The sequence below is a fragment of the Pseudoxanthomonas sp. CF125 genome (genome assembly GCF_900104085.1).
GTDB lineage: Bacteria > Pseudomonadota > Gammaproteobacteria > Xanthomonadales > Xanthomonadaceae > Pseudoxanthomonas_A.
Genome location: NZ_FNLD01000001.1, coordinates 483215 through 502054, shown reverse-complemented (window position 1 = coordinate 502054; position 18840 = coordinate 483215). Strand labels below are relative to the sequence as shown.

At 64.1% G+C, this 18840-nt stretch carries 13 protein-coding genes; 9 read left to right on the top strand and 4 right to left on the bottom strand.

Annotated features, from left to right (window positions below; genetic code table 11):
* The first annotated feature begins 7 nt into the window (after window positions 1-7).
* From BLR66_RS02280 to pilH, 7 genes are all read left to right on the top strand, one after another.
* Window positions 8-2848, top strand: a complete 2841-nt coding sequence (locus BLR66_RS02280; protein WP_093280008.1) for a 2-oxoglutarate dehydrogenase E1 component — start codon at window positions 8-10, stop codon at window positions 2846-2848.
* Between the two features lie 41 nt (window positions 2849-2889).
* Window positions 2890-4119, top strand: coding sequence for a dihydrolipoyllysine-residue succinyltransferase (sucB, locus tag BLR66_RS02275; protein WP_093280007.1), 1230 nt, complete (start codon window positions 2890-2892; stop codon window positions 4117-4119).
* A gap of 194 nt (window positions 4120-4313) precedes the next feature.
* The gene (gene lpdA / locus BLR66_RS02270; RefSeq protein ID WP_093280006.1) at window positions 4314-5738 is read left to right on the top strand and encodes a dihydrolipoyl dehydrogenase; all 1425 of its coding nucleotides are present in this window, start codon (window positions 4314-4316) and stop codon (window positions 5736-5738) included.
* Between the two features lie 100 nt (window positions 5739-5838).
* Entirely contained in the window at window positions 5839-6432 is a 594-nt protein-coding gene (locus BLR66_RS02265; protein WP_093280005.1) for an LOG family protein, read from the top strand.
* Between the two features lie 211 nt (window positions 6433-6643).
* On the top strand, window positions 6644-6940 hold the full coding sequence (locus tag BLR66_RS02260) for a GIY-YIG nuclease family protein (RefSeq protein WP_093280004.1): 297 nt from the start codon (window positions 6644-6646) through the stop codon (window positions 6938-6940).
* Window positions 6941-7010: 70 nt separating this feature from the next.
* Window positions 7011-8006 carry a YhdH/YhfP family quinone oxidoreductase gene (locus BLR66_RS02255; RefSeq protein WP_093280003.1) on the top strand — a complete coding sequence of 332 codons (996 nt, stop codon included), beginning with the start codon at window positions 7011-7013 and terminating at the stop codon, window positions 8004-8006.
* 96 nt (window positions 8007-8102) lie between these two features.
* Window positions 8103-8495: a twitching motility response regulator PilH gene (gene pilH / locus BLR66_RS02250; protein WP_093280002.1), complete on the top strand. Its 393-nt coding sequence runs from the start codon at window positions 8103-8105 to the stop codon at window positions 8493-8495.
* Between the two features lie 37 nt (window positions 8496-8532).
* Here pilH and BLR66_RS02245 read toward each other — a convergent pair whose 3' ends face one another.
* The gene (locus BLR66_RS02245) at window positions 8533-9426 is read right to left on the bottom strand and encodes a DnaJ C-terminal domain-containing protein (RefSeq protein WP_093280001.1); all 894 of its coding nucleotides are present in this window, start codon (window positions 9424-9426) and stop codon (window positions 8533-8535) included.
* Window positions 9427-9532: 106 nt separating this feature from the next.
* Entirely contained in the window at window positions 9533-9985 is a 453-nt protein-coding gene (locus BLR66_RS02240) for an Hsp20/alpha crystallin family protein (RefSeq protein WP_093280000.1), read from the bottom strand.
* Between the two features lie 147 nt (window positions 9986-10132).
* Here BLR66_RS02240 and BLR66_RS02235 point away from each other — a divergent pair, with 147 nt between their 5' ends.
* The gene (locus BLR66_RS02235) at window positions 10133-10615 is read left to right on the top strand and encodes a peroxiredoxin (protein WP_093279999.1); all 483 of its coding nucleotides are present in this window, start codon (window positions 10133-10135) and stop codon (window positions 10613-10615) included.
* Between the two features lie 29 nt (window positions 10616-10644).
* Window positions 10645-11235, top strand: a complete 591-nt coding sequence (locus tag BLR66_RS02230) for a ferritin-like domain-containing protein (protein WP_093279998.1) — start codon at window positions 10645-10647, stop codon at window positions 11233-11235.
* 86 nt (window positions 11236-11321) lie between these two features.
* Here the strand turns inward: BLR66_RS02230 and pbpC are convergent, their stop codons facing one another.
* The gene (pbpC, locus tag BLR66_RS02225; RefSeq protein WP_176943735.1) at window positions 11322-13694 is read right to left on the bottom strand and encodes a penicillin-binding protein 1C; all 2373 of its coding nucleotides are present in this window, start codon (window positions 13692-13694) and stop codon (window positions 11322-11324) included.
* A gap of 103 nt (window positions 13695-13797) precedes the next feature.
* Window positions 13798-18723 carry an alpha-2-macroglobulin family protein gene (locus BLR66_RS02220; RefSeq protein ID WP_093279996.1) on the bottom strand — a complete coding sequence of 1642 codons (4926 nt, stop codon included), beginning with the start codon at window positions 18721-18723 and terminating at the stop codon, window positions 13798-13800.
* Between the last annotated feature and the right edge of the window lie 117 nt (window positions 18724-18840).

The following is an 18840-nucleotide window of genomic DNA, read 5'->3' as shown; positions in this document are numbered from 1 at the left end:
CGCCATCGTGGACAACCTCCTGAAGCAGTTTGCGCAATCCTCGCAACTCGGCGGCGGCAACGCCTCCTTCATCGAAGACCTGTACGAGCAATACCTGGTCTCTCCCGATAGCGTCGGCCCCAAATGGAAGGCCTATTTCGACGGCTTCAAGGGCCGCGAAGCTGGCGACATCCCTCACTCGGCGGTCATCGCCCAGATCACCGAGGCCGCGCGCCATGCCGCCAACAACGGCTATGCCAGCGCTCCTGCTCCAGCCGCCGGCGACGAGCGCGAGCGCAACGTCGGCCGCCTGATCACCTCTTACCGCTCGCGCGGCCATCTGGCCGCCAACCTGGATCCGCTGGGACTGACCCCGCGCCAGGACTCCCCGGACCTGGAGCTTGCGTTCCATAACCTGTCCGACCGCGACCTGGATGCCGAATTCAGCACCGGCGGCGTGGCCGGCCAGCCGCGCATGAAGCTGCGCGACCTGCTGGCGCGGCTCAAGGCCACCTACGCCGGTTCCATCGGCACCGAGTTCATGTACATCACCGACGTCGAGCAGCGCCAGTGGCTGTACCAGCGCCTTGAAGCGGCCGGCGGCAATTACGGGCTGGACGCCGATGCCCAGCGCAGGACCCTGGAACGCGTCACTGCGGCCGAAGGCCTGGAACGCTACCTGCACACCAAGTACGTGGGCCAAAAGCGCTTCTCGCTGGAAGGCGGCGATGCGCTGATCCCCCTGCTCGACCTGACCATCCGCCGCGCCGGTACCGACGGAGTCAAGGACATCGTGCTGGGCATGGCCCACCGCGGCCGCCTCAACGTGCTGGTCAATACGCTGGGCAAGTCCCCGCGCAAGCTGTTCGACGAGTTCGAAGGCAAGTTCGAGCATGCCGAAGACGACCGCGCCCATACCGGCGACGTGAAATACCACATGGGTTTCAGCGCCGACATCGCCACCCCAGGCAACCCGGTGCACCTGGCGCTGGCCTTCAATCCTTCCCACCTGGAAATCGTCGACCCCGTGGTCGCCGGCAGCGTGCGTTCGCGCCAGGAACGCCGCGGCGACAACGAGCGCAAGGCCGTACTACCGGTGATCATCCATGGCGACGCCGCTTTCGCCGGCCAGGGCGTGGTGATGGAACTGTTCCAGATGTCGCAGGCACGCGGTTTCGCGGTCGGTGGCACTCTGCACATCGTCATCAACAACCAGATCGGCTTCACCACCAGCGCGCGCGACGATGCCCGTTCCACTTTGTACTGCACCGACGTGGCCAAGATGGTCGGCGCACCGGTACTCCACGTGAACGGCGACGATCCGGAAGCGGTGGTGTTCTGCGCCAACCTGGCCTACGAATTCCGCCAGGCCTTCAAGAAGGACGTGGTGATCGATCTGGTCTGCTATCGCCGCTGGGGCCACAACGAAGCCGACGAGCCGGCGGCGACCCAGCCGTTGATGTACCAGGTGATCCGCGCCCACAAGACCACACGCGAGCTCTATGCCGCGCAGTTGGAAGAAAAAGGCGTGATCCGCCCGGGCGAGGCGCAGGCGCTGGTCGACAGCTACCGCAACAAGCTCGATTCGGGCGAAGTCACCACCGAGCTGGCCAAGCCCAAGCCCGACGAACTGGCCATCGACTGGTCCAAGTACCTGTCCGGCAAGGTCACCGACCCGGTCGATACCAAGGTCAAGCGCAAGACGCTGGACCAGCTGGCCAAGATCGTCAACACCATTCCCGCAGGCGTCACCCTGCACCCGCGCGTGGCCAAGATCTACGAAGACCGCGTGAAGATGAGCAAGGGCGAACTGCCCGGCGACTGGGGTTTCGCCGAGAACCTGGCCTACGCCACCCTGCTGTCCGAAGGCCATCGCCTGCGCCTGGTCGGCCAGGACGCGGGCCGCGGTACTTTCTTCCACCGCCACGCCATCCTGCACGACCAGAAGACCGACAGCTATTACCTGCCGCTGCGCCAACTGGTCGATAACCCGGAAGACGCCACCATCATCGACTCGCTGCTCAGCGAGGAAGCGGTGATGGCATTCGAATACGGCTACTCCACCACCGATCCCAATACGCTGGACATCTGGGAAGGCCAGTTCGGCGACTTCGCCAATGGCGCGCAGGTGGTGATCGACCAGTTCATCGCTGCCGGCGAAGCCAAGTGGAGCCGTATCAGCGGCCTGACCCTGCTGCTGCCGCACGGCTACGAAGGCCAGGGCCCGGAGCACAGTTCCGCGCGCCTGGAACGCTTCCTGCAGCTGTGCGCGCTGGAGAACATGCTGGTCTGCGTGCCCACCACGCCGGCGCAGTGCTTCCACATGATCCGCCGCCAGCTGCGCATGACCACGCGCAAGCCGCTGATCGTAATGACGCCCAAGTCGTTGCTGCGCCACAAGCTGGCGGTGTCGTCGCTGGACGAGCTGGCCAATGGCGAGTTCCAGCACCTGATTCCGGACGCCAGCGCCGACCCGAAGAAGGTCAAGCGAGTGGTGCTGTGCTCGGGCAAGGTCTATTACGACCTGCTGGAAGACCAGCAGAAGCGCGGCCAGGACAACGTGGCGATCGTGCGCATCGAACAGCTGTATCCGTTCCCGCGCGAACTGCTGGCCGCCGAGCTCAAGCGCTACACCGCCGCCAAGGAAGTGGTGTGGTGCCAGGAAGAACCGCAGAACCAGGGCGCGTGGTACCAGATCCGCCACCATCTGAAGGCCTGCACCAGCGACAAGCAGGAGCTGTATTACGCTGGCCGTCCACGCTCGCCCTCGCCGGCCGCCGGCCATTTCGCCCAGCACGTGGAAGAGCAGCTGAAGCTGGTCGCCGACGCGCTGGTCAACAAGTTCGGCAATGTCATCGTCGCCGAATAATTCCATTCGAATAAACCATCCAAACAGGAAGCCTTTCCAACATGGCCACCGAAGTAAAAGTCCCGGTTCTTCCCGAATCCGTTTCCGATGCCACCATCGCCACCTGGCACAAGAAAGCCGGCGACGCGGTCAAGCGCGATGAGAACCTGGTGGACCTGGAAACCGACAAGGTCGTGCTGGAAGTGCCCTCGCCGGTCGATGGCGTGCTGAAGGAAATCAAGTTCGCCGAAGGCGCCACGGTGACCAGCCAGCAATTGCTGGCGATCATCGAGGAAGGCGCGGCTGCTCCGGCCCCGACCGCCGAGAAGAAGGCCGAGGCCGCTCCAGCCGCAGGCGCGCAGGAAGTCCAGCCCAAGGCCGAAGCCGCCAAGGCCGCGACCGCTGCGCCCGCTTCCACCAAGCCGGCGCCGGTCGCCTCCACCGACGGCCTGCCGCCGGGCGCGCGCTTCACCGCCGTCAGCGAAGGCATCAATCCCGCTGACGTCGAAGGCACCGGCCGCAAGGGCGCGGTGACCAAGGAAGACCTGATCAACTACGCCAGCGGCAAGACCGCCGGTGTTTCCGGCGGCGCCCGCCCGGAAGAACGCGTGCCGATGACCCGCATTCGCACCCGCATCGCCGAGCGCCTGATGCAGTCCAAGAACTCCATCGCCATGCTCACCTCGTTCAACGAAGTGAACCTGGGCAAGGTCATGGCCATGCGCAAGGAGCTGGGCGAATCGTTCGAGAAGGCCAACGGCGTCAAGCTCGGCTTCATGAGCTTCTTCGCCAAGGCCGCCGCCAACGCGCTGCAGCGCCACCCGGTGGTGAACGCCTCGGTGGACGGCAACGACATCATCTATCACGGCTACGCCGACATCTCCATTGCCGTTTCCACCGACAAGGGCCTGGTCACGCCGGTGCTGCGCAATGTCGAACGCCAGAGCTTCGCCGATATCGAAAAGGGCATCGGCGAGTACGCCAAGAAGGCGCGCGATGGCAAGCTGGCGCTGGAAGACCTGCAGGGCGGCACCTTCACCATCACCAACGGCGGCACCTTCGGCTCGCTGATGTCCACGCCCATCGTCAACCCGCCGCAGAGCGCCATCCTGGGCATGCATGCGATCAAGGAACGCGCCATCGTCGAGAACGGCGTCGTCATCGCCGCGCCGATGATGTACATCGCCCTGTCCTACGACCACCGCATCATCGACGGCAAGGACGCAGTGTTGTTCCTGGTCGACATCAAGAACCAGCTGGAAAACCCCAGCCGCATGCTGCTCGGGATGTGACGCTCTAGAGCCCCTCTCCTGCGGGAGAGGGGTTGGGGTGAGGGTACGGCGAAATACTTCTGATGAACCCAGAAGATAGTAATCGGCTCTTTAAAGCACTCCTCAGCGCCACGATTTCTACTCCGCCGTACCCTCATCCGCCCTACAGGCACCTTCTCCCGACGGGAGAAGGGAAAGGCAAAGGAATTCAGAACATGGCAGAACAATTCGACGTAGTCGTCATCGGCTCCGGCCCCGCCGGCTACCACGCCGCCATCCGCGCCGCGCAGCTCGGCTTGAAGACCGCCTGCATCGACGCGGCCATCGGCAAAGACGGCAAACCCGCACTGGGCGGCACCTGCCTGCGCGTCGGATGCATTCCCTCGAAGGCGCTGCTGGATTCCTCGCGTCAGTTCTGGAACCTGCAACACCTGTTCGGCGACCACGGCATCACCACCAAGGACGCCAAGATCGACGTGGGCACCATGATCGGCCGCAAGGACAAGATCGTGAAGCAGTTCACCGGCGGCATCGCGCTGCTGTTCAAGGCCAACAAGATCACGCCCTACTACGGCTTCGGCCAGCTGCAGCCCGGCAATATCGTCAAGGTGAAGCAGCACGACGGCACCGAAGTGGAACTGAAGGGCATCAACGTCATCATCGCCGCCGGTTCCGATTCCATCGAACTGCCGTTCGCCAAATTCGACAACGAATACATCGTCGACAACGTCGGCGCGCTCGATTTCACCAGCGTTCCCAAGCGCCTGGCGGTGATCGGCGCCGGCGTGATCGGCCTGGAACTGGGCAGCGTGTGGAAGCGCCTGGGCGCCGAGGTCACCATCCTGGAAGCGCTGCCGGACTTCCTGCCGGCCGCCGACGCCGAGGTTTCGAAGACGGCCGCCAAGGAATTCAAGAAGCAGGGCCTGGACATCCGCCTCGGCGCCAAGGTCAGCAAGACCGAAGTGAAAAAGAAAGAAGTGCACGTCACCTACAGCGATGCCGAAGGCGAAAAAACCCTCGTCGTCGACCGCTTGCTGGTAGCGGTCGGTCGCAAAGCGGCCTCCAAGGGCCTGCTGGCCGAAGGCACTGGCGTGAAGCTCAACGAGCGCGGCCAAGTGGAAGTGGACGAGCACTGCCACACCGGCGTCGATGGCGTGTGGGCGGTCGGCGACTGCGTGCGCGGCCCGATGCTGGCGCACAAGGGTTTCGAGGAAGGCATTGCGGTGGCCGAACTGATCGCCGGCCTGCCCGGCCACGTCAATCTCGACACGGTTCCGTGGGTGATCTACACCGAGCCGGAAATCGCCTGGGTCGGCAAGACCGAGCAGCAGCTCAAGGCCGAAAGCATTCCGTACAAGACCGGCAGCTTCCCGTTCGCGGCGCTGGGTCGCGCCGTAGCGATGGGCGAGCCCGTGGGCTTCGTCAAGGTCATCGCGCACGAAGAGACCGATCGCATCCTGGGCATGCATCTGGTGGGCGTGGGCGTTTCCGAACTGGTGCACGAAGGCGTACTGGCGATGGAGTTCAGCGGCTCGGCCGACGACCTGGCGCGCATCTGCCATGCGCATCCGACGCTTTCCGAGGCGGTGCATGATGCGGCGATGTCGGTGGCCAAGCGGTCGATCCACAAAGTCAATTGATCCAAATGTGCTCGCTCCGGCGGGCATGGCGAAGGGGTGAACCGTGTCACGCACGTTCACCCTTTTTCCGTTTCAGCAACACAATAAGGAAGTGCCGGCAATGAAATCGATCTGCGTGTATTGCGGTTCAAACTCCGGAAGCAAGCCGGCCTACACCGAACGCGCCGCCGCTCTTGGCGACCGCATCGCCAAGGAAGGGCTGCGCCTGATCTACGGCGGCGGCAATGTCGGCCTGATGGGTGTGGTCGCCAATGCCGTACTGGAAGCCGGTGGACAAGTTACCGGTGTGATTCCGAAGCAACTGGCCGATTGGGAAGTGGCGCACCGCGGCCTGACCGAACTGGAAATCGTCGGCTCCATGCACGAGCGAAAGGCGCGCATGTTCGATCTGGCCGACGGTTTCGTCACCCTGCCCGGCGGCTTTGGCACCATGGAAGAGATCTTCGAGATGCTGACCTGGCGCCAGCTTGGCATCGGCAACAAGCCCTGCGCTTTTCTTGATGTGGATGGCTTCTACTCGCCTCTGATCGGCATGATCGATCGGATGGTCGAGGAGCGATTCCTGCACGCGGACCAACGCCACGATCTATGGCACGGCGAAGATATCGCCGCGATGCTGCAATGGATGCGCGATTACCTGCCGGCGCAGGCTTCTAAATGGATAGACGAGAAGAGGCGGGCTGCGTTGCGGTGAACGAATCTGCACTCTACCTGCGGGTTCGTTCGATATTATCTTCGACGTCATTCCAGCGAAAGCTGGAATCCATTTTGACTTTGCCCTTCGTGGTATTGGGTCGTTCGAGTCACGCGAGTGACCGGGACTCCCGCCAAGATCAAAATGGATCCCAGCTTTCGCTGGGATGACGATTCACTAATTCATGTAATCGTGGGCTAAGGACAGCCAAATGCAACGAGAACGCATCCCCTGCGTCTACATCCTCGCCAGTGCACCACGCGGCACTTTGTACGTCGGCGTCACCTCCACCCTCCCCGCCCGCATCTGGCAGCACAAGAACGACCAGGTGGGTGGCTTCAGCAAGAAGTACCGGATACATACTTTGGTCTGGTATGAGGTGCACGGGGTCATGGAATCTGCAATCCTGCGTGAGAAGGCGATCAAGGCCTGGAAGCGGCTTTGGAAGATCGAGCTGGTGGAGAAGTCGAATCCGGAGTGGCTGGATCTTTACTCCGGAATACTCTGACTCGACGCTGGAGCAAGATCAAAATGGATCCCGGCGTTCGCTGGGATGACGACTGGAGAAGTTCATTGTCATGACCATCCCGAATCAGTTCCCCGCCTTCCGCATCCACAGCGACGCCTCGGGCTACCGTGCCGGCATCGAATCCATTTCGCTGGATGACCTCAACCCCGGCGAAGTGGTCATCAAAACCGAATACTCCTCGGTCAATTTCAAAGACGCTCTGGCCGGCACCGGTCAAGGCAAGATCCTGCGCAAGTTCCCGCTGGTGGGCGGCATCGATGTCGCCGGCCATGTAGTGGCCAGCACCGACCCTGCTTTCAGGGAAGGCGACGCGGTGCTGGTCACCGGATCCGGATTGAGCGAAACCCGCGACGGCGGCTACGCCGCCTATGCGCGGCTCGAGTCGAAGTGGGTCATCCCATTGCCGGTGGGCCTGAGCCTGCGCGAGAGCATGATCCTGGGTACGGCCGGCTTCACTGCGGCGCTAGCCCTCTACCGCCTGCTCGACAACCGGCAGACGCCCGAACTGGGCCCTTTGGCCGTGACTGGCGCCACTGGCGGCGTAGGTTCGCTGGCGGTCGATATCTTCTCCAGCGCCGGTTTCGAAGTGCACGCCATCAGCGGCAAGGCCGACCAGGCGGGCTACCTGAAGTCGCTGGGCGCTGCGCAGGTGCTGGGACGCGATGCGCTGGCCACCACCCGCCCGATGGAATCGGTGCGCTTCGGCGGCGGCCTGGACAACGTGGGCGGCGGCATGCTGACCAGCCTGCTGGCGCAGACGGCCCCCTACGGCAACGTGGCTTCCGCAGGGCTGGTCGCCAGCCATGAACTGCCCACCACGGTCATGCCTTTCATCATCCGCGGCGTTTCTTTGCTGGGCGTGGCCTCGGCCGGAACCGCCCGTGGCATACGCGACGATATCTGGCGGCATCTGGCCGACGACTGGAAACCGAGGCGCCTGGAGGTCATCTGCACCCGTGAAACGGCGCTGGACGGGCTTCCAGAGGTGTTCAACGGCATGCTGTCGGGCCAATCGTTCGGGCGTACCCTGGTCAAAACGGGCTAAACGCGAACCCGGTCACGCCAGCCCATGACCACCCCCCATTTTCCGTTGACACAAAGTCACACTACAATCGCCACTGGGGACTACTTGGGGTAAAGCATGGCGCGCATTCTGATCGTCGACGATTCACCTTCTCAGCTGCTGGGCATCCAGCGGATCGTCGAAAAACTTGGCCACGAATCACTCACCGCCGAAGACGGCGCCGCAGGCGTCGAAGTCGCCAAGCGCGAACTTCCGGACATGGTGCTGATGGACGTGGTCATGCCCAACCTCAACGGGTTCCAGGCCACGCGCACCCTGAGCCGCGAAGCCACCACCCGGCACATCCCGGTCATCCTGGTCACCACCAAGGACCAGGACACCGACCGCATGTGGGGCCTGCGCCAGGGCGCCAAGGCCTACCTGACCAAGCCGTTCTCGGAAGACGAACTGGCCGAAGTCATCGAACGCATTTTCAGCACCAGCGAAATGCCGCCATCCACCGCGGCCTGACGCGAACAATCCAGACAGCTACGAAAACGACGGGTTCTTACCCGTCGTTTTCTTTTTCCTCGAACGCATTGGCCAGCATCCGGTAGACGGTACGCTGACGCTCGTTCACTGCGCGCGGCGCAGTGATCTCCAGCTCCACTATCTGATCGCCCGTGGGCGTGCCCGGTAGCCCGCGCCCACGCAGCCGCAGCTTGCGCCCGGCCTCGGAGTCAGCGGGAATCTTCAGCTCCACCGGACCGCCCAGAGTGGACACGCTGACCGTGGCGCCGAGTGCGGCCTGCCAGGGAGCCACCGGCAGCACATAGATGACGTTGCGCCCATCCACCTCGAACTGCGGATGCGCGGCGTACTCGATTTCCAGCAGCAGGTTGCCGCCACCGTCGCCCTGCCCGGCCAGGCGGATCACCTGCCCGGGGCGTACGCCCTTGGGCACGCGCACATCCAACTGCTTGCCGTTGAGCCCCAGGCGCACGCTGCCGCCGTCGTAGACCGCTTGTAGCGGCACCGACACCTTGGCGCGCGTATCGCTGGGAGCACGCGGCCCGCGCGCGCCTGCGCCCGGATGCGCACGGCGGCCGAACAGGCCTTCGAAGAAATCGCTGAAGCCGCCGCTCGAGCCGTCGCTGCCGAACACTTCCTCGAAATCGAAACCCGGGCCGCCAGCGCCGCCGCGGCCGAAATCGGGCGGCGGACGGAACTCCTCGCCGGGCCGGTAACCCTGCGCGCGCAACTGGTCGTAGGCCTGGCGCTTCTGCGGGTCGCGCAATGCCTCATAGGCTTCGTTGACGCCTTTGAACTTCTCCTCGGCCCCCGCTTCCTTGCTGACATCGGGATGGTACTTGCGCGCCAATCGCCGGTAGGCGGTCTTGATCTCGGCATCGCCAGCGGTCGGTTCGACCCCGAGCACCTGGTAGTAGTCCTTGAACTGCATCGTTTACCTCATGAACAATCGGCCCGCAATCCTGCGACTGCGAGCCGATTCTACTTAACTGCGAGGCGCGGGCGGCGCTACACGCCGAATGCCGTGCCCGCACCGCTTACTGCACCGTCGGTTCGCCCACCTGGATGCGCCGCGGGGTCGACTGGGCCTTCTTGGGAATGCTGATCTCCAGCACGCCATTGCTGCCCTTGGCGACGATGCCTTCGGCGTCGGCGCTGTCCGGCAAGGCGAACTCGCGGTGGAACGCGCCCTGGCGCCGCTCGGTGCGCGAGTATTTCTCGCCTTCGCCGAGCGCCGGATTGGCGCGCTCGCCCTTGATGCTCAACACGCCCTTGTCCATCTGGATCTCGATGGCGTCGGCGGCAATGCCCGGCAGGTCGGCCAGGATCACGAAACGCTCCGCTTCCTCGCGCACGTCCACGCGCGGCACCCATTGGGCTTCTGCGGGACCGTTGGCGGCGGTCTTGTCGAAGAAGTGCTCGAACAACTGGTTGATCTGCTGCTGGCGCGCGATCTGGCGCGGCCAATGGCGGTAACGAACGGCATGCATGGTATGACTCCTGGAATCTGTTTCCGGTAGGGAGCGGCACTCGGCCGCCATGGCCAAGAGATAGGCGTGAAACGGCTGGTTTCAAGTACCTTTGACGCGGCCTTACCATTCACGCGCCTACCCTTCGTTCATTCTCAAGGAGCTTCCATGACCATCCAGACCGGCGACGCAATCCCCGAAGTCACGCTCAAACGCATCCGCGAGGGGGTGGAAACGGTGGACACACCAAGCTTGTTCCAAGGCCACAACGCGGTACTGTTCGCGGTGCCTGGCGCTTTTACGCCCACTTGCTCCGAACGCCATCTGCCCGGCTTCATCGAACACTTCGACGAGTTCCGCAAACGCGGCGTCGATGTGTATTGCGTGTCGGTCAACGATCCGTTCGTGATGCAGGCCTGGGGACAGTCGCAACACGTGCCCGAAGGTTTGCAGATGCTGGCCGACGGCAACGCCGATTTCACCCGCGCGCTGGGCCTGGAAATGGACGCCAGCGGCTACGGCATGGGCGTGCGTTCCAAGCGCTACGCGCTGTACGCCGAAGACGGCGTAGTCAAGCAGCTCTGGGTCGAATCCCCCGGCGAGTTCAAGGTGTCTTCCGCCGAGCACGTATTGGAAAACCTGCCGGGCTGATTTCTCTCCCTCCCCCACAAGGCCTGCCAATGTCCAAGCCAGCCAGCAAATCCAAATCCAAGCCGCAGCGGGCCTCCGCTCCCGGCAAGTCGCCCTTGACCGACACCGCCACCCTGCGCGCCAATGCGCGCAAGAACATTGAGGATGGCGCGGTCACCAGCACTTACGGCGCCGACAAGGCGGTAGTGATACGCCTTTTGAACGATGCGCTGGCCACCGAATGGATCTGCGTGTTGCGTTACTACCGCCATTACTTCATGGCTTCGGGCATGCTGGCCGATTCGGTCAAGGCCGAGTTCCTGGAGCACGCGCAGCAGGAGCAGGAACACGCCAACAAGATCTCCGAACGTATCGTGCAATTGGGCGGCGAACCGGACTTGAATCCGGACACGCTGAGCAAGCGCGCGCATGCCGAATACAAGGTGGGCCACAACCTTCGCGACATGGTCAAGGAAGACCTGATCGCCGAACGCATCGCCATCGACAGCTATCGCGAAATGATCAACTACATCGGCGATCGCGACACCACCACCAAGCGCATCCTGGAATCGATCCTGGCCCAGGAAGAAGAGCACGCCGACGAGTTCTCGGACCTGCTGGACGGCTGGATAGGCGACTGACCGGCCTTGTAGGAGCGGGCCCTGCCCGCGACGCTTTCATCGTGCGGAACGAAAAGCATCGCGAGCAGGGCCCGCTCCTACAATCCTTATAGAAGGACGCGGAAACCTATCTGCGTCCAGGCGCCGTTCTCCGCCAGCGCGGTCAGGGTGTGGTCGCCGGGCTCTTCGTAATCGCGCTGGAAAGCCTGCGCGCCTTGGGTCTGCGCTATCCACTTTCCATCCAGCAGCCATTGGATCTTGGCGTCGCTGCCCAGCGCGCGTATCTGCAATCTCGCGGCATGCGCGCTGCCGGGCGCGCGGGCGATGGTGGCGCGGTCGTTCAGGCCTTCGATGCGAAGTTCGGCGGAAGCTTCGCGTCCATCGGCGATGCAGTCCGGAGACAGGGCCGGCAATCGGGATTGCTTGCGCGTTTCCGCCGACAGCCACGGCGACGCCAGCGCCGGCCAGCGCGCGATCTGGGCCGTACGCGGCTCATGCGGTTTCGCGCACTCGCCCGAGAGCCTGAGACCTGTTTTCGCATCCACCTCGAAGCGCTCGCGTCCCGCATTCCAGAGTCTGGCATCGCGTTCGGCGAAAGTGGGCGGTACGGCTCCGTCCAGCGTCCATGCCTTCATCCGCCGCTGGCACAGTTGCGGCGCTTCGGTTTCTGGCGGCAGCCCGAGCGGCCAGCAAATCTCGGCTTCCACCACGTTGACCGGCGGCGGGACAGCAACGCCATCGCTGCGCGCGCGCGGCAGACTGTCGATCACTTCGAACATCAAAGGCAGCGCGGTGACCGCGCCGTACTGGCCCGGCAAGGGCGTGCCGTCCGGGCGCCCTACCCACACACCGACCGTATAGCGGCGCGTGCCGCCGATCGCCCATGCGTCGCGGAAACCGTAGCTGGTGCCGGTCTTCCACGCTACCCGCGGACGCGAACCGATATCGAAAGTACCCAGCCCATAACCGGGCCTCGGGTTGGCTTCGAGTATTTCGCGCAGGATCCAGGCCGCACCCGGCGACATCATGCGACGGTCCACCACCGGGTCGGCATCGGTATAACGCACGCGTCCGGCGAGGCCTTCGCGGTTGAACGCAGCGAACGCGCCCACCAGGTCTTCCAGCCGCGCGCCGGTGCCGCCCAGGATCATGGCCAGGTTGGGTTTGCCGCCGCGCGGATATTTCAGCTCGATTCCGCCATTGGCCAAGCGCGCGGAAAAGCGCGCGGGGCCCACGCGATCCAGCAAGTCCACCGCGGGCACATTCAAGGAAAGCCGCAAGGCTTCGGCCGCGCCGATGGGACCGTTGAATGCGGAATCGAAATTGCCGGGACGATAGCCGCCGAAAGTCTGCGGCGCATCGATCAGCAGGCTTTCCGAATGGATCAGCCCGTCGTCCAGCGCCAGCCCATAAAGGAAAGGCTTCAAAGTGGAGCCCGGCGAGCGCCAGGCCTGCACCATGTCCACGTGGCCAAGCCGTTGTTTGTCGCCGAAAGTCACCGAACCCACGTAGGCGCGCGCTTCCAGACTGGCGTTATCGACCACCAGCAGGGCCGCCGAAGTGCGTTCGGGAAGATTGGAGAAATAAGCGGAGACGCGTTCTTCCAGCGTGCGCTGCAGTTCTGGGTCGATGCTGGACACGATGCGCGCGGCTTTGGGGTCTGCCTGATGCAGACGTTCGGCCAGCAAGGCGGCGCTGAGCGGGGGCTTCAGGGAACGGGCGACCACCGATTCGACGCGGGCATCGTCCACTTCCGCTTGCGACCAGACACCCAAGGCGACCATGCGCTTGAGCACTTTGTCCCGTGCCGTGCGCGCGGCTTCCGGGTGCCGGTCCGGGCGCAGGCGGCTGGGCGATTGCGGCAACACGGCCAGCAAAGCCGCCTCGGCCTGCGACAGCCGCGAAGCCGGTTTGCCCAGATAGGCCCAGCTGGCCGCTTCCACGCCCTCAATGGTGCCGCCGAACGGGGCGCGCTCCAGATACAACTGCAGGATTTCCCGTTTGGACAGATGCGCTTCGAGCTGCAGCGCGCGCAGCAGTTGCTTGGCCTTGCCCCAGGGCGTGCGCGAGTGCGGATCGAGGATGCGCGCGACCTGCATGGTCAAAGTGGAACCGCCGGAGACGATGCGCCCGCCACGCAGCCACTGTCCGCCGGCGCGCAGCAGAGCCCAGGGATTGATGCCGGGATGCTTCCAGAACCAGCGGTCTTCGTAGTTGAGCAGCGCCTGCAGGTACAGCGGCGACACGGTCTCGGGAGTGGCCGGGTAGCGCCAGACGCCATTGCGGTCGGCGAAGGCGCGCAACGGAGTTCCGTCGCGCGCTACCACCAGGGTGCTGGTGTCGCGGGCCTTGGGAAGTGGCGGCGGGAAGGCGATATCCAGGACGAGGATCGTCACCAACAGGATTACCGTGCCCCAGCGCAGCCAAGGCAGTCCACGTCGTCGTAGCCAACCGTCATTCCAGCGCAAGCTGGAATCCAATTTGCTTTTGAACCATCCGGACAAGAGAGAACCAGGAGCAAGATCAAGATGGATCCCGGCTTGCGCCGGGATGACGTCGGTTAATTATCCTGCCAACCGCCGATCACGGCTGCACCACCGTGATCGAAGCCGGAGTCGACTTGCCCACCCCGCGGATATCCGGGCGATACATGTCTTCCACCAGCGGCGGCGGCACGCTATAGGTGCCGGGCGTGACCGCGCGGACCAGATAGAACACCTTGGCCGCGTCGCCGCGGTCCAGCTTCAGCGCGGCCACGTAGCGATCGTCGCGGTACTCCTCGTGCTTGACGTCGGCCGAACTGGAACGGTCGGTGATGTTGATGCCGTCCACCACCACATCCGCCCACTGCTTGGCATCGCCCAGATTGAAGTTCTCGATCTCAAGGCCGGCCGGCAGCAGATCGGTGAACAAGGCGTCGGGCATGCTCACATTGGCGGTGATGCTGACGCGGACGATCAAGGCCTCGCCTTCCTTCAAGACGCCACCTTTCCACTCCTTGCCGTCGGTCGTGTAGTAATCGCGCTCGATGCCGATCTGCTTGTTGTCGAAGGCCGGCGCACTGCGCGGAATGCCGGCGATTTCCAGGCTGGCGAACAGCGGCGGCGCGCCTTCCGGCGTGAACTTCACGCCCTTGGCCAGGGTGGCGTAGTCGAACGCACGGCCGAACAGCTTGGTCGGCGCAATGCTTTCGCTTTCGCCGCCTACGCTGTAGCTGCCGGATACCAGTTTCGTCTGGTCGGCCATCAAGGCTTTGCCCAGCCGGGCCAGCGCGACTTGCTCCTGCGTGCTGAGATACATCCAGTCGCTGTTGCGTCGCGCATCCAGTTCCCGGCCCAGCGCGACCGAACGCGCATCGTAGGCTGGCTTGGACAGCTTGCGTTCGTGCACCAGCGCGATCATCAGCGCATCGTCGCGCACGCGGCTGCCGTAGTCGCCCAGGTAACCGGGACGGTCGCCGGTCTTGGCGAAACCATCGGCGATGGCCTTGTCGCCCCGCTTCTTGTCGCCCTGCAGCGACAGCGCGATGCCTAAATGGACCAACGGCAAGCCGGTGAGGCTCTTGCCGCGCTCGTTATCGTACAACGCGCGCAACGTGCCCAATGGCGCACGGTTCACGCGCGCCAGCACGTAGCCCGAATAAGCCTGGCTGGCGAACTTCAGATGGTCGCGCGAGTCGTAGCCGTAGAACTGCGCGCCACCGGCCAGCAGATCCTCGCTCAGGCGATTGAGCGCCTTCTGCAATACGGTATCCGGCACGGCGAATCCGCCCTCCTTCGCATCCAGCAGGAACTCGACGATGTACGGGGTCAAGCCGGGATTGACGTAACCGTCATCGCCCCACATGGAGAAGTGCCCGGTCGAGACCTGCATAGAAGCCAGCCGCCCGAACGCGCCCTCCATGCGCTCGCGCCGCTTCTTCGGATCCAAGCCCTTCACGCCCAGCATCTTGGCGGTGGCGTCGTCCAGTTCCAGCGCTGCATAACCCTTGCTGGTGGTCTGCTCGGCGCAGCCGTACGGATATTCAAGAGCGCCTTGCAGCGCGCTTGCGAACGGAATCGGCGGCAATGCGCTGACCATCATGCGGGCGGTGACCGAGCCGGTCATCAGTCCATCGGCGAATCCGCTGCCCAGTTCCACCGGCGACAACGTATCGAGCACGCGGGTCTGCGAACGCAGCACCGACGGCCAGCCGGCGCGCACCGGCACGTCGTACTTGCGATCGACCTTGAAGCCGCCGCCATCCACGCGTACGCGCACCTGCGCAGTCGTGTAGCCCTCTCCCGCCGTGATCGGGAAGCTCAACGTGGTCTTGGCGTCCTTGCCCAGCTTGGCGCTGCGCGTCGACTGGGCGATGTCCAACGGCCCAATGCCATCCACCTGCACCTTGAAATCGCCCGGCTGGCCGGTGAAATTCTGCACGTCCAGAGTCACGGTGCTCTTGTCGCCCGGCGCCAGCACGCGCGGCAGGCTGGCTTCGGCCACGATGGGCGCGCGCACTAGCGTCTCGCGGTCCTTGTTGCCGTAACGGTCGTCGGAATACACCAGCACCGACACGCGCAAGGTGCCGTTGAAATCCGGAACCTTCAACTTGACCCGCGCATTGCCCTTCGCATCCAGTTGCACCGGGCCTGCGAACAGGTCCACGGTCTGCACACGCGAGGTCGGGCGCTTGGCCTGCGGCAATGCCGCCAGCGCCATGTCGCCGCCGAAACGGATCTTGGCGGTATCGCCTTCGAAGCTTTCGATCACGCGGCCGTACACGTCGTAGGCATCCACGCCCAAGCGGCGCTGGGCGAAGAACTGCGCGTTGGCGTCGGGTACCGGGAAGCGGGTGATGTTGAGGATGCCCACATCCACCGCCGACACCGTCACGAACGCCTGCTTGCCGGCCAGTTCCGGCACGCTGACCGTCACCGGCATGTCCTGCTCGGGCCGCATCTGCTTGGGCGCGACCAGCCCCACCGAGACCCGCCGCGCCCGGCGGTCCATCGGCACATGCGCTACGCCCACGGCACGCGCCGGGGTGATCTTGCTGGGCACCGAACCGCCGCGGAACACCAGCGCAGTGACGTATACGTCATGGCGCTCCCAGTCCTTGGTCACCGGAATCTCGAACGTGCTGCCCGGCTTGGCGTCGATCTCCTGCACGTACAGCATGCGGTCGCTCTCGACCATCAGCAGGCCCTTGCCGGGGTGCGGCGGGGTGACCGTGACCTTGAGCGTATCGCCGGCCTTGTAGCCGGTCTTGTCCAAGGCGATCTTCACCTTGTCGGGACGCGCGTCCAGGCCGCGGTTCTCGTCGTCCCAGCTCCAGCCGGCATTGAACGGATAGCGCGTGGTCAGACCGGTGGCCGGATCGAACACTTCCAGCCGGTAGCCGCCCCACTCCACCGGGTAATCGATCTTGGCTGCGGTGGCGCCGACATCGAGGGTCTTCACTTCCAGATTCTCGAAACGCTGGGTGAAGTCGTAGTCCCAACCGTCGTCCTCGTCGTAGTTCCAGTGGTAGTCGCGGTGTTCGCGCACCAGGGTGACCTTCAGGCCCTTGGCCGGTTGCGGTTTGCCGGCGGCGTCCATGCGCACCACTTCGAAGCGCGCGTTGCTGTTGGCGTCGGCGCCGTCCTTGTCGTCGAACAGCGGGCGCACGCCGACCAGCGCTGCGGCTGGCCACAGCACGCGCTTGAGCGTGCGGTTGACGGTGCGGCCGCCGGTTTCGTACACGCTGCCCGATACCACTGCCGCTACCGTGGTGGTGGGCTTGGCTTCGGCCGGCAGCGCGATGTCTTCCTCGTACACGCCTTCGGCATTGAAGGTAGTGTCGATGATGTCCTTCGCTTCCTTGGGCAACTGCACGGTGGGGTCGCCGAAGAAGTAACCGGGCAGCTGTTCCAGCGGATGCTGTTCCACCGCCACGGCAAGCTTGGCGGTGAAGCGGTTGCCGTCGGCGGGCGCGCCGTACAGATACGCGGCCTTGGCTTTGAGCTTGAAGGGTTCGCCCGGTTTGAGTACCGCCTGGGCGGTTTCCAGATCCAGCTTCATGCGCTCGGGCAGGAATTCCTCGATGCGCAGGGTCATGCCCTGCACTGCTTCCTTGCTGGCCGGATCGGTGCGGAATTCCACCTGCCAGCGGCCGGTCGGCGCTTCCACCGGAATGGTCTGTTCGAAGCTGAAATAACCCAGCGCCCCAGGCTGCAGGCGTGTCTCGCGGAAAGTCTTGCCGTCCGGCTGTTTCAGGCGCAGGAACACCGGTTGCGGCTTGGTGGGCTTGCCGTCGTTGTCGCGCAACAGCGCGTTGATGCGCACGGTTTCGCCTGGACGGTAGAGATCGCGTCCGGACCAGGCGAAAACATCGAACCAGGCAGCTTCGCGGCCCGCCACCGAGAACTCGGACAGGTCCAGCGCCGGCTGGTTGAACGGCAGCATGGACACGTCGTTGCCGCGTTTGGCGATCAGCACCTGTCCCGCATCCAGCTTGTAGTTGAGCAGGACGTTGCCGTTGCCGTCGGTCTCGCCCTTCAGGAACACTTCGCCCTGCGGGTCCAGGACCTTCAGCTCCACCCCGCCGATGGCGTCGCCGTTGTTGAGCGAGGCGGTGTGCACGAACAGCTTGTCCTTGTAGGCTCGCGCATGCAGGCCGATGTCGCTGACGGTGAAGAAGGCGGTTTCGAAATCGCCGGAGAACTTGCCGGTGCGCTTCATCACCGCGAAGTACAGGCCGGGCTCCTGCAGTTCCTTGATGTCCTGGATGGGCAGGTAGGTCAGCATGCGCTCGTTGGGCTTGCCGCCCAGCACGAATCGGTTGACGTAGACCGGTTCGGCCAGATCGCCGATCGGCGTGTTGTCGCCGTAGTCGCTGTCCAGGTCCCAGCTGCCGCGGCGGCCGCCGCGCTGATACTCGGAAAAGAACTTGGGCAGGTTCTTCTCGCCGACGCGCAGGAATTCCACGTCCACTTCCTTGACGTTGATCGACACCACCGGCAGGCCGCGGCTTTCGCGCGCCGGCAGCACGCTGCCTTGCGAAGCGAAACCCACCGCAGGATCGAGCTGACCGGTATGGACTTTCTCCTTCAGCTCCTTGCCCAGGCGGCTGCCGTCGGCGGCCAGCAGGTCGGCGCGCACCAGGACCTGGTAGTCCTTGGCCGCCTCCACGTAAGGGAAACGCAGGATCAGGCCTTTTTCGTCAAGCACCCAGCTGCCTTTGACCGCAGCGCCCTTGTCGTCGGTCACCGCCAGCAGGTCGTCGAAGTTCTGCGAGCCCACCAACGGACGGCTGAATTCCAAGGCGATGGAAAGGTCGCCGTCGTGTTCGTCCGGATAGATACTGGCCAGAGCGAAGCCTTTGATCTCCTGCTTCTGCGCCTTGATCGGCTCGCCGCTGGGCTCCGGAAGCTGCCCGCTTTCGTTGCGCTTGCAGGCGCCCAGCGCCAGCAGCAAAAACACTGAAACGAAAAACGCGCGCACCAGATGGGTACGCGCGTTTGCCTTGCTCTGCGATGCCGATTCCATTTGCATTTCCCTGCCTAGGATGTGTTGGCAGTATAGAACGCAAATCTGACCTGTTCGGGGTCAACCCTTCTCACAATTGCAAGATTCCGTCTCGCTCAACGCGGGGTTTGCGTCAGC

Excerpts from the sequence above, each read along its gene's own strand:
- pilH (WP_093280002.1), top strand. The coding sequence starts at position 8,103 with ATGGCGCGCATTCTGATCGTCGACGATTCACCTTCTCAGCTGCTGGGC.
- lpdA (WP_093280006.1), top strand. The coding sequence starts at position 4,314 with ATGGCAGAACAATTCGACGTAGTCGTCATCGGCTCCGGCCCCGCCGGC.
- BLR66_RS02235 (WP_093279999.1), top strand. The coding sequence starts at position 10,133 with ATGACCATCCAGACCGGCGACGCAATCCCCGAAGTCACGCTCAAACGC.
- BLR66_RS02240 (WP_093280000.1), bottom strand. The coding sequence starts at position 9,985 with ATGCATGCCGTTCGTTACCGCCATTGGCCGCGCCAGATCGCGCGCCAG.
- BLR66_RS02265 (WP_093280005.1), top strand. The coding sequence starts at position 5,839 with ATGAAATCGATCTGCGTGTATTGCGGTTCAAACTCCGGAAGCAAGCCG.
- BLR66_RS02260 (WP_093280004.1), top strand. The coding sequence starts at position 6,644 with ATGCAACGAGAACGCATCCCCTGCGTCTACATCCTCGCCAGTGCACCA.
- BLR66_RS02220 (WP_093279996.1), bottom strand. The coding sequence starts at position 18,723 with ATGGAATCGGCATCGCAGAGCAAGGCAAACGCGCGTACCCATCTGGTG.
- BLR66_RS02255 (WP_093280003.1), top strand. The coding sequence starts at position 7,011 with ATGACCATCCCGAATCAGTTCCCCGCCTTCCGCATCCACAGCGACGCC.
- sucB (WP_093280007.1), top strand. The coding sequence starts at position 2,890 with ATGGCCACCGAAGTAAAAGTCCCGGTTCTTCCCGAATCCGTTTCCGAT.
- BLR66_RS02245 (WP_093280001.1), bottom strand. The coding sequence starts at position 9,426 with ATGCAGTTCAAGGACTACTACCAGGTGCTCGGGGTCGAACCGACCGCT.
- BLR66_RS02230 (WP_093279998.1), top strand. The coding sequence starts at position 10,645 with ATGTCCAAGCCAGCCAGCAAATCCAAATCCAAGCCGCAGCGGGCCTCC.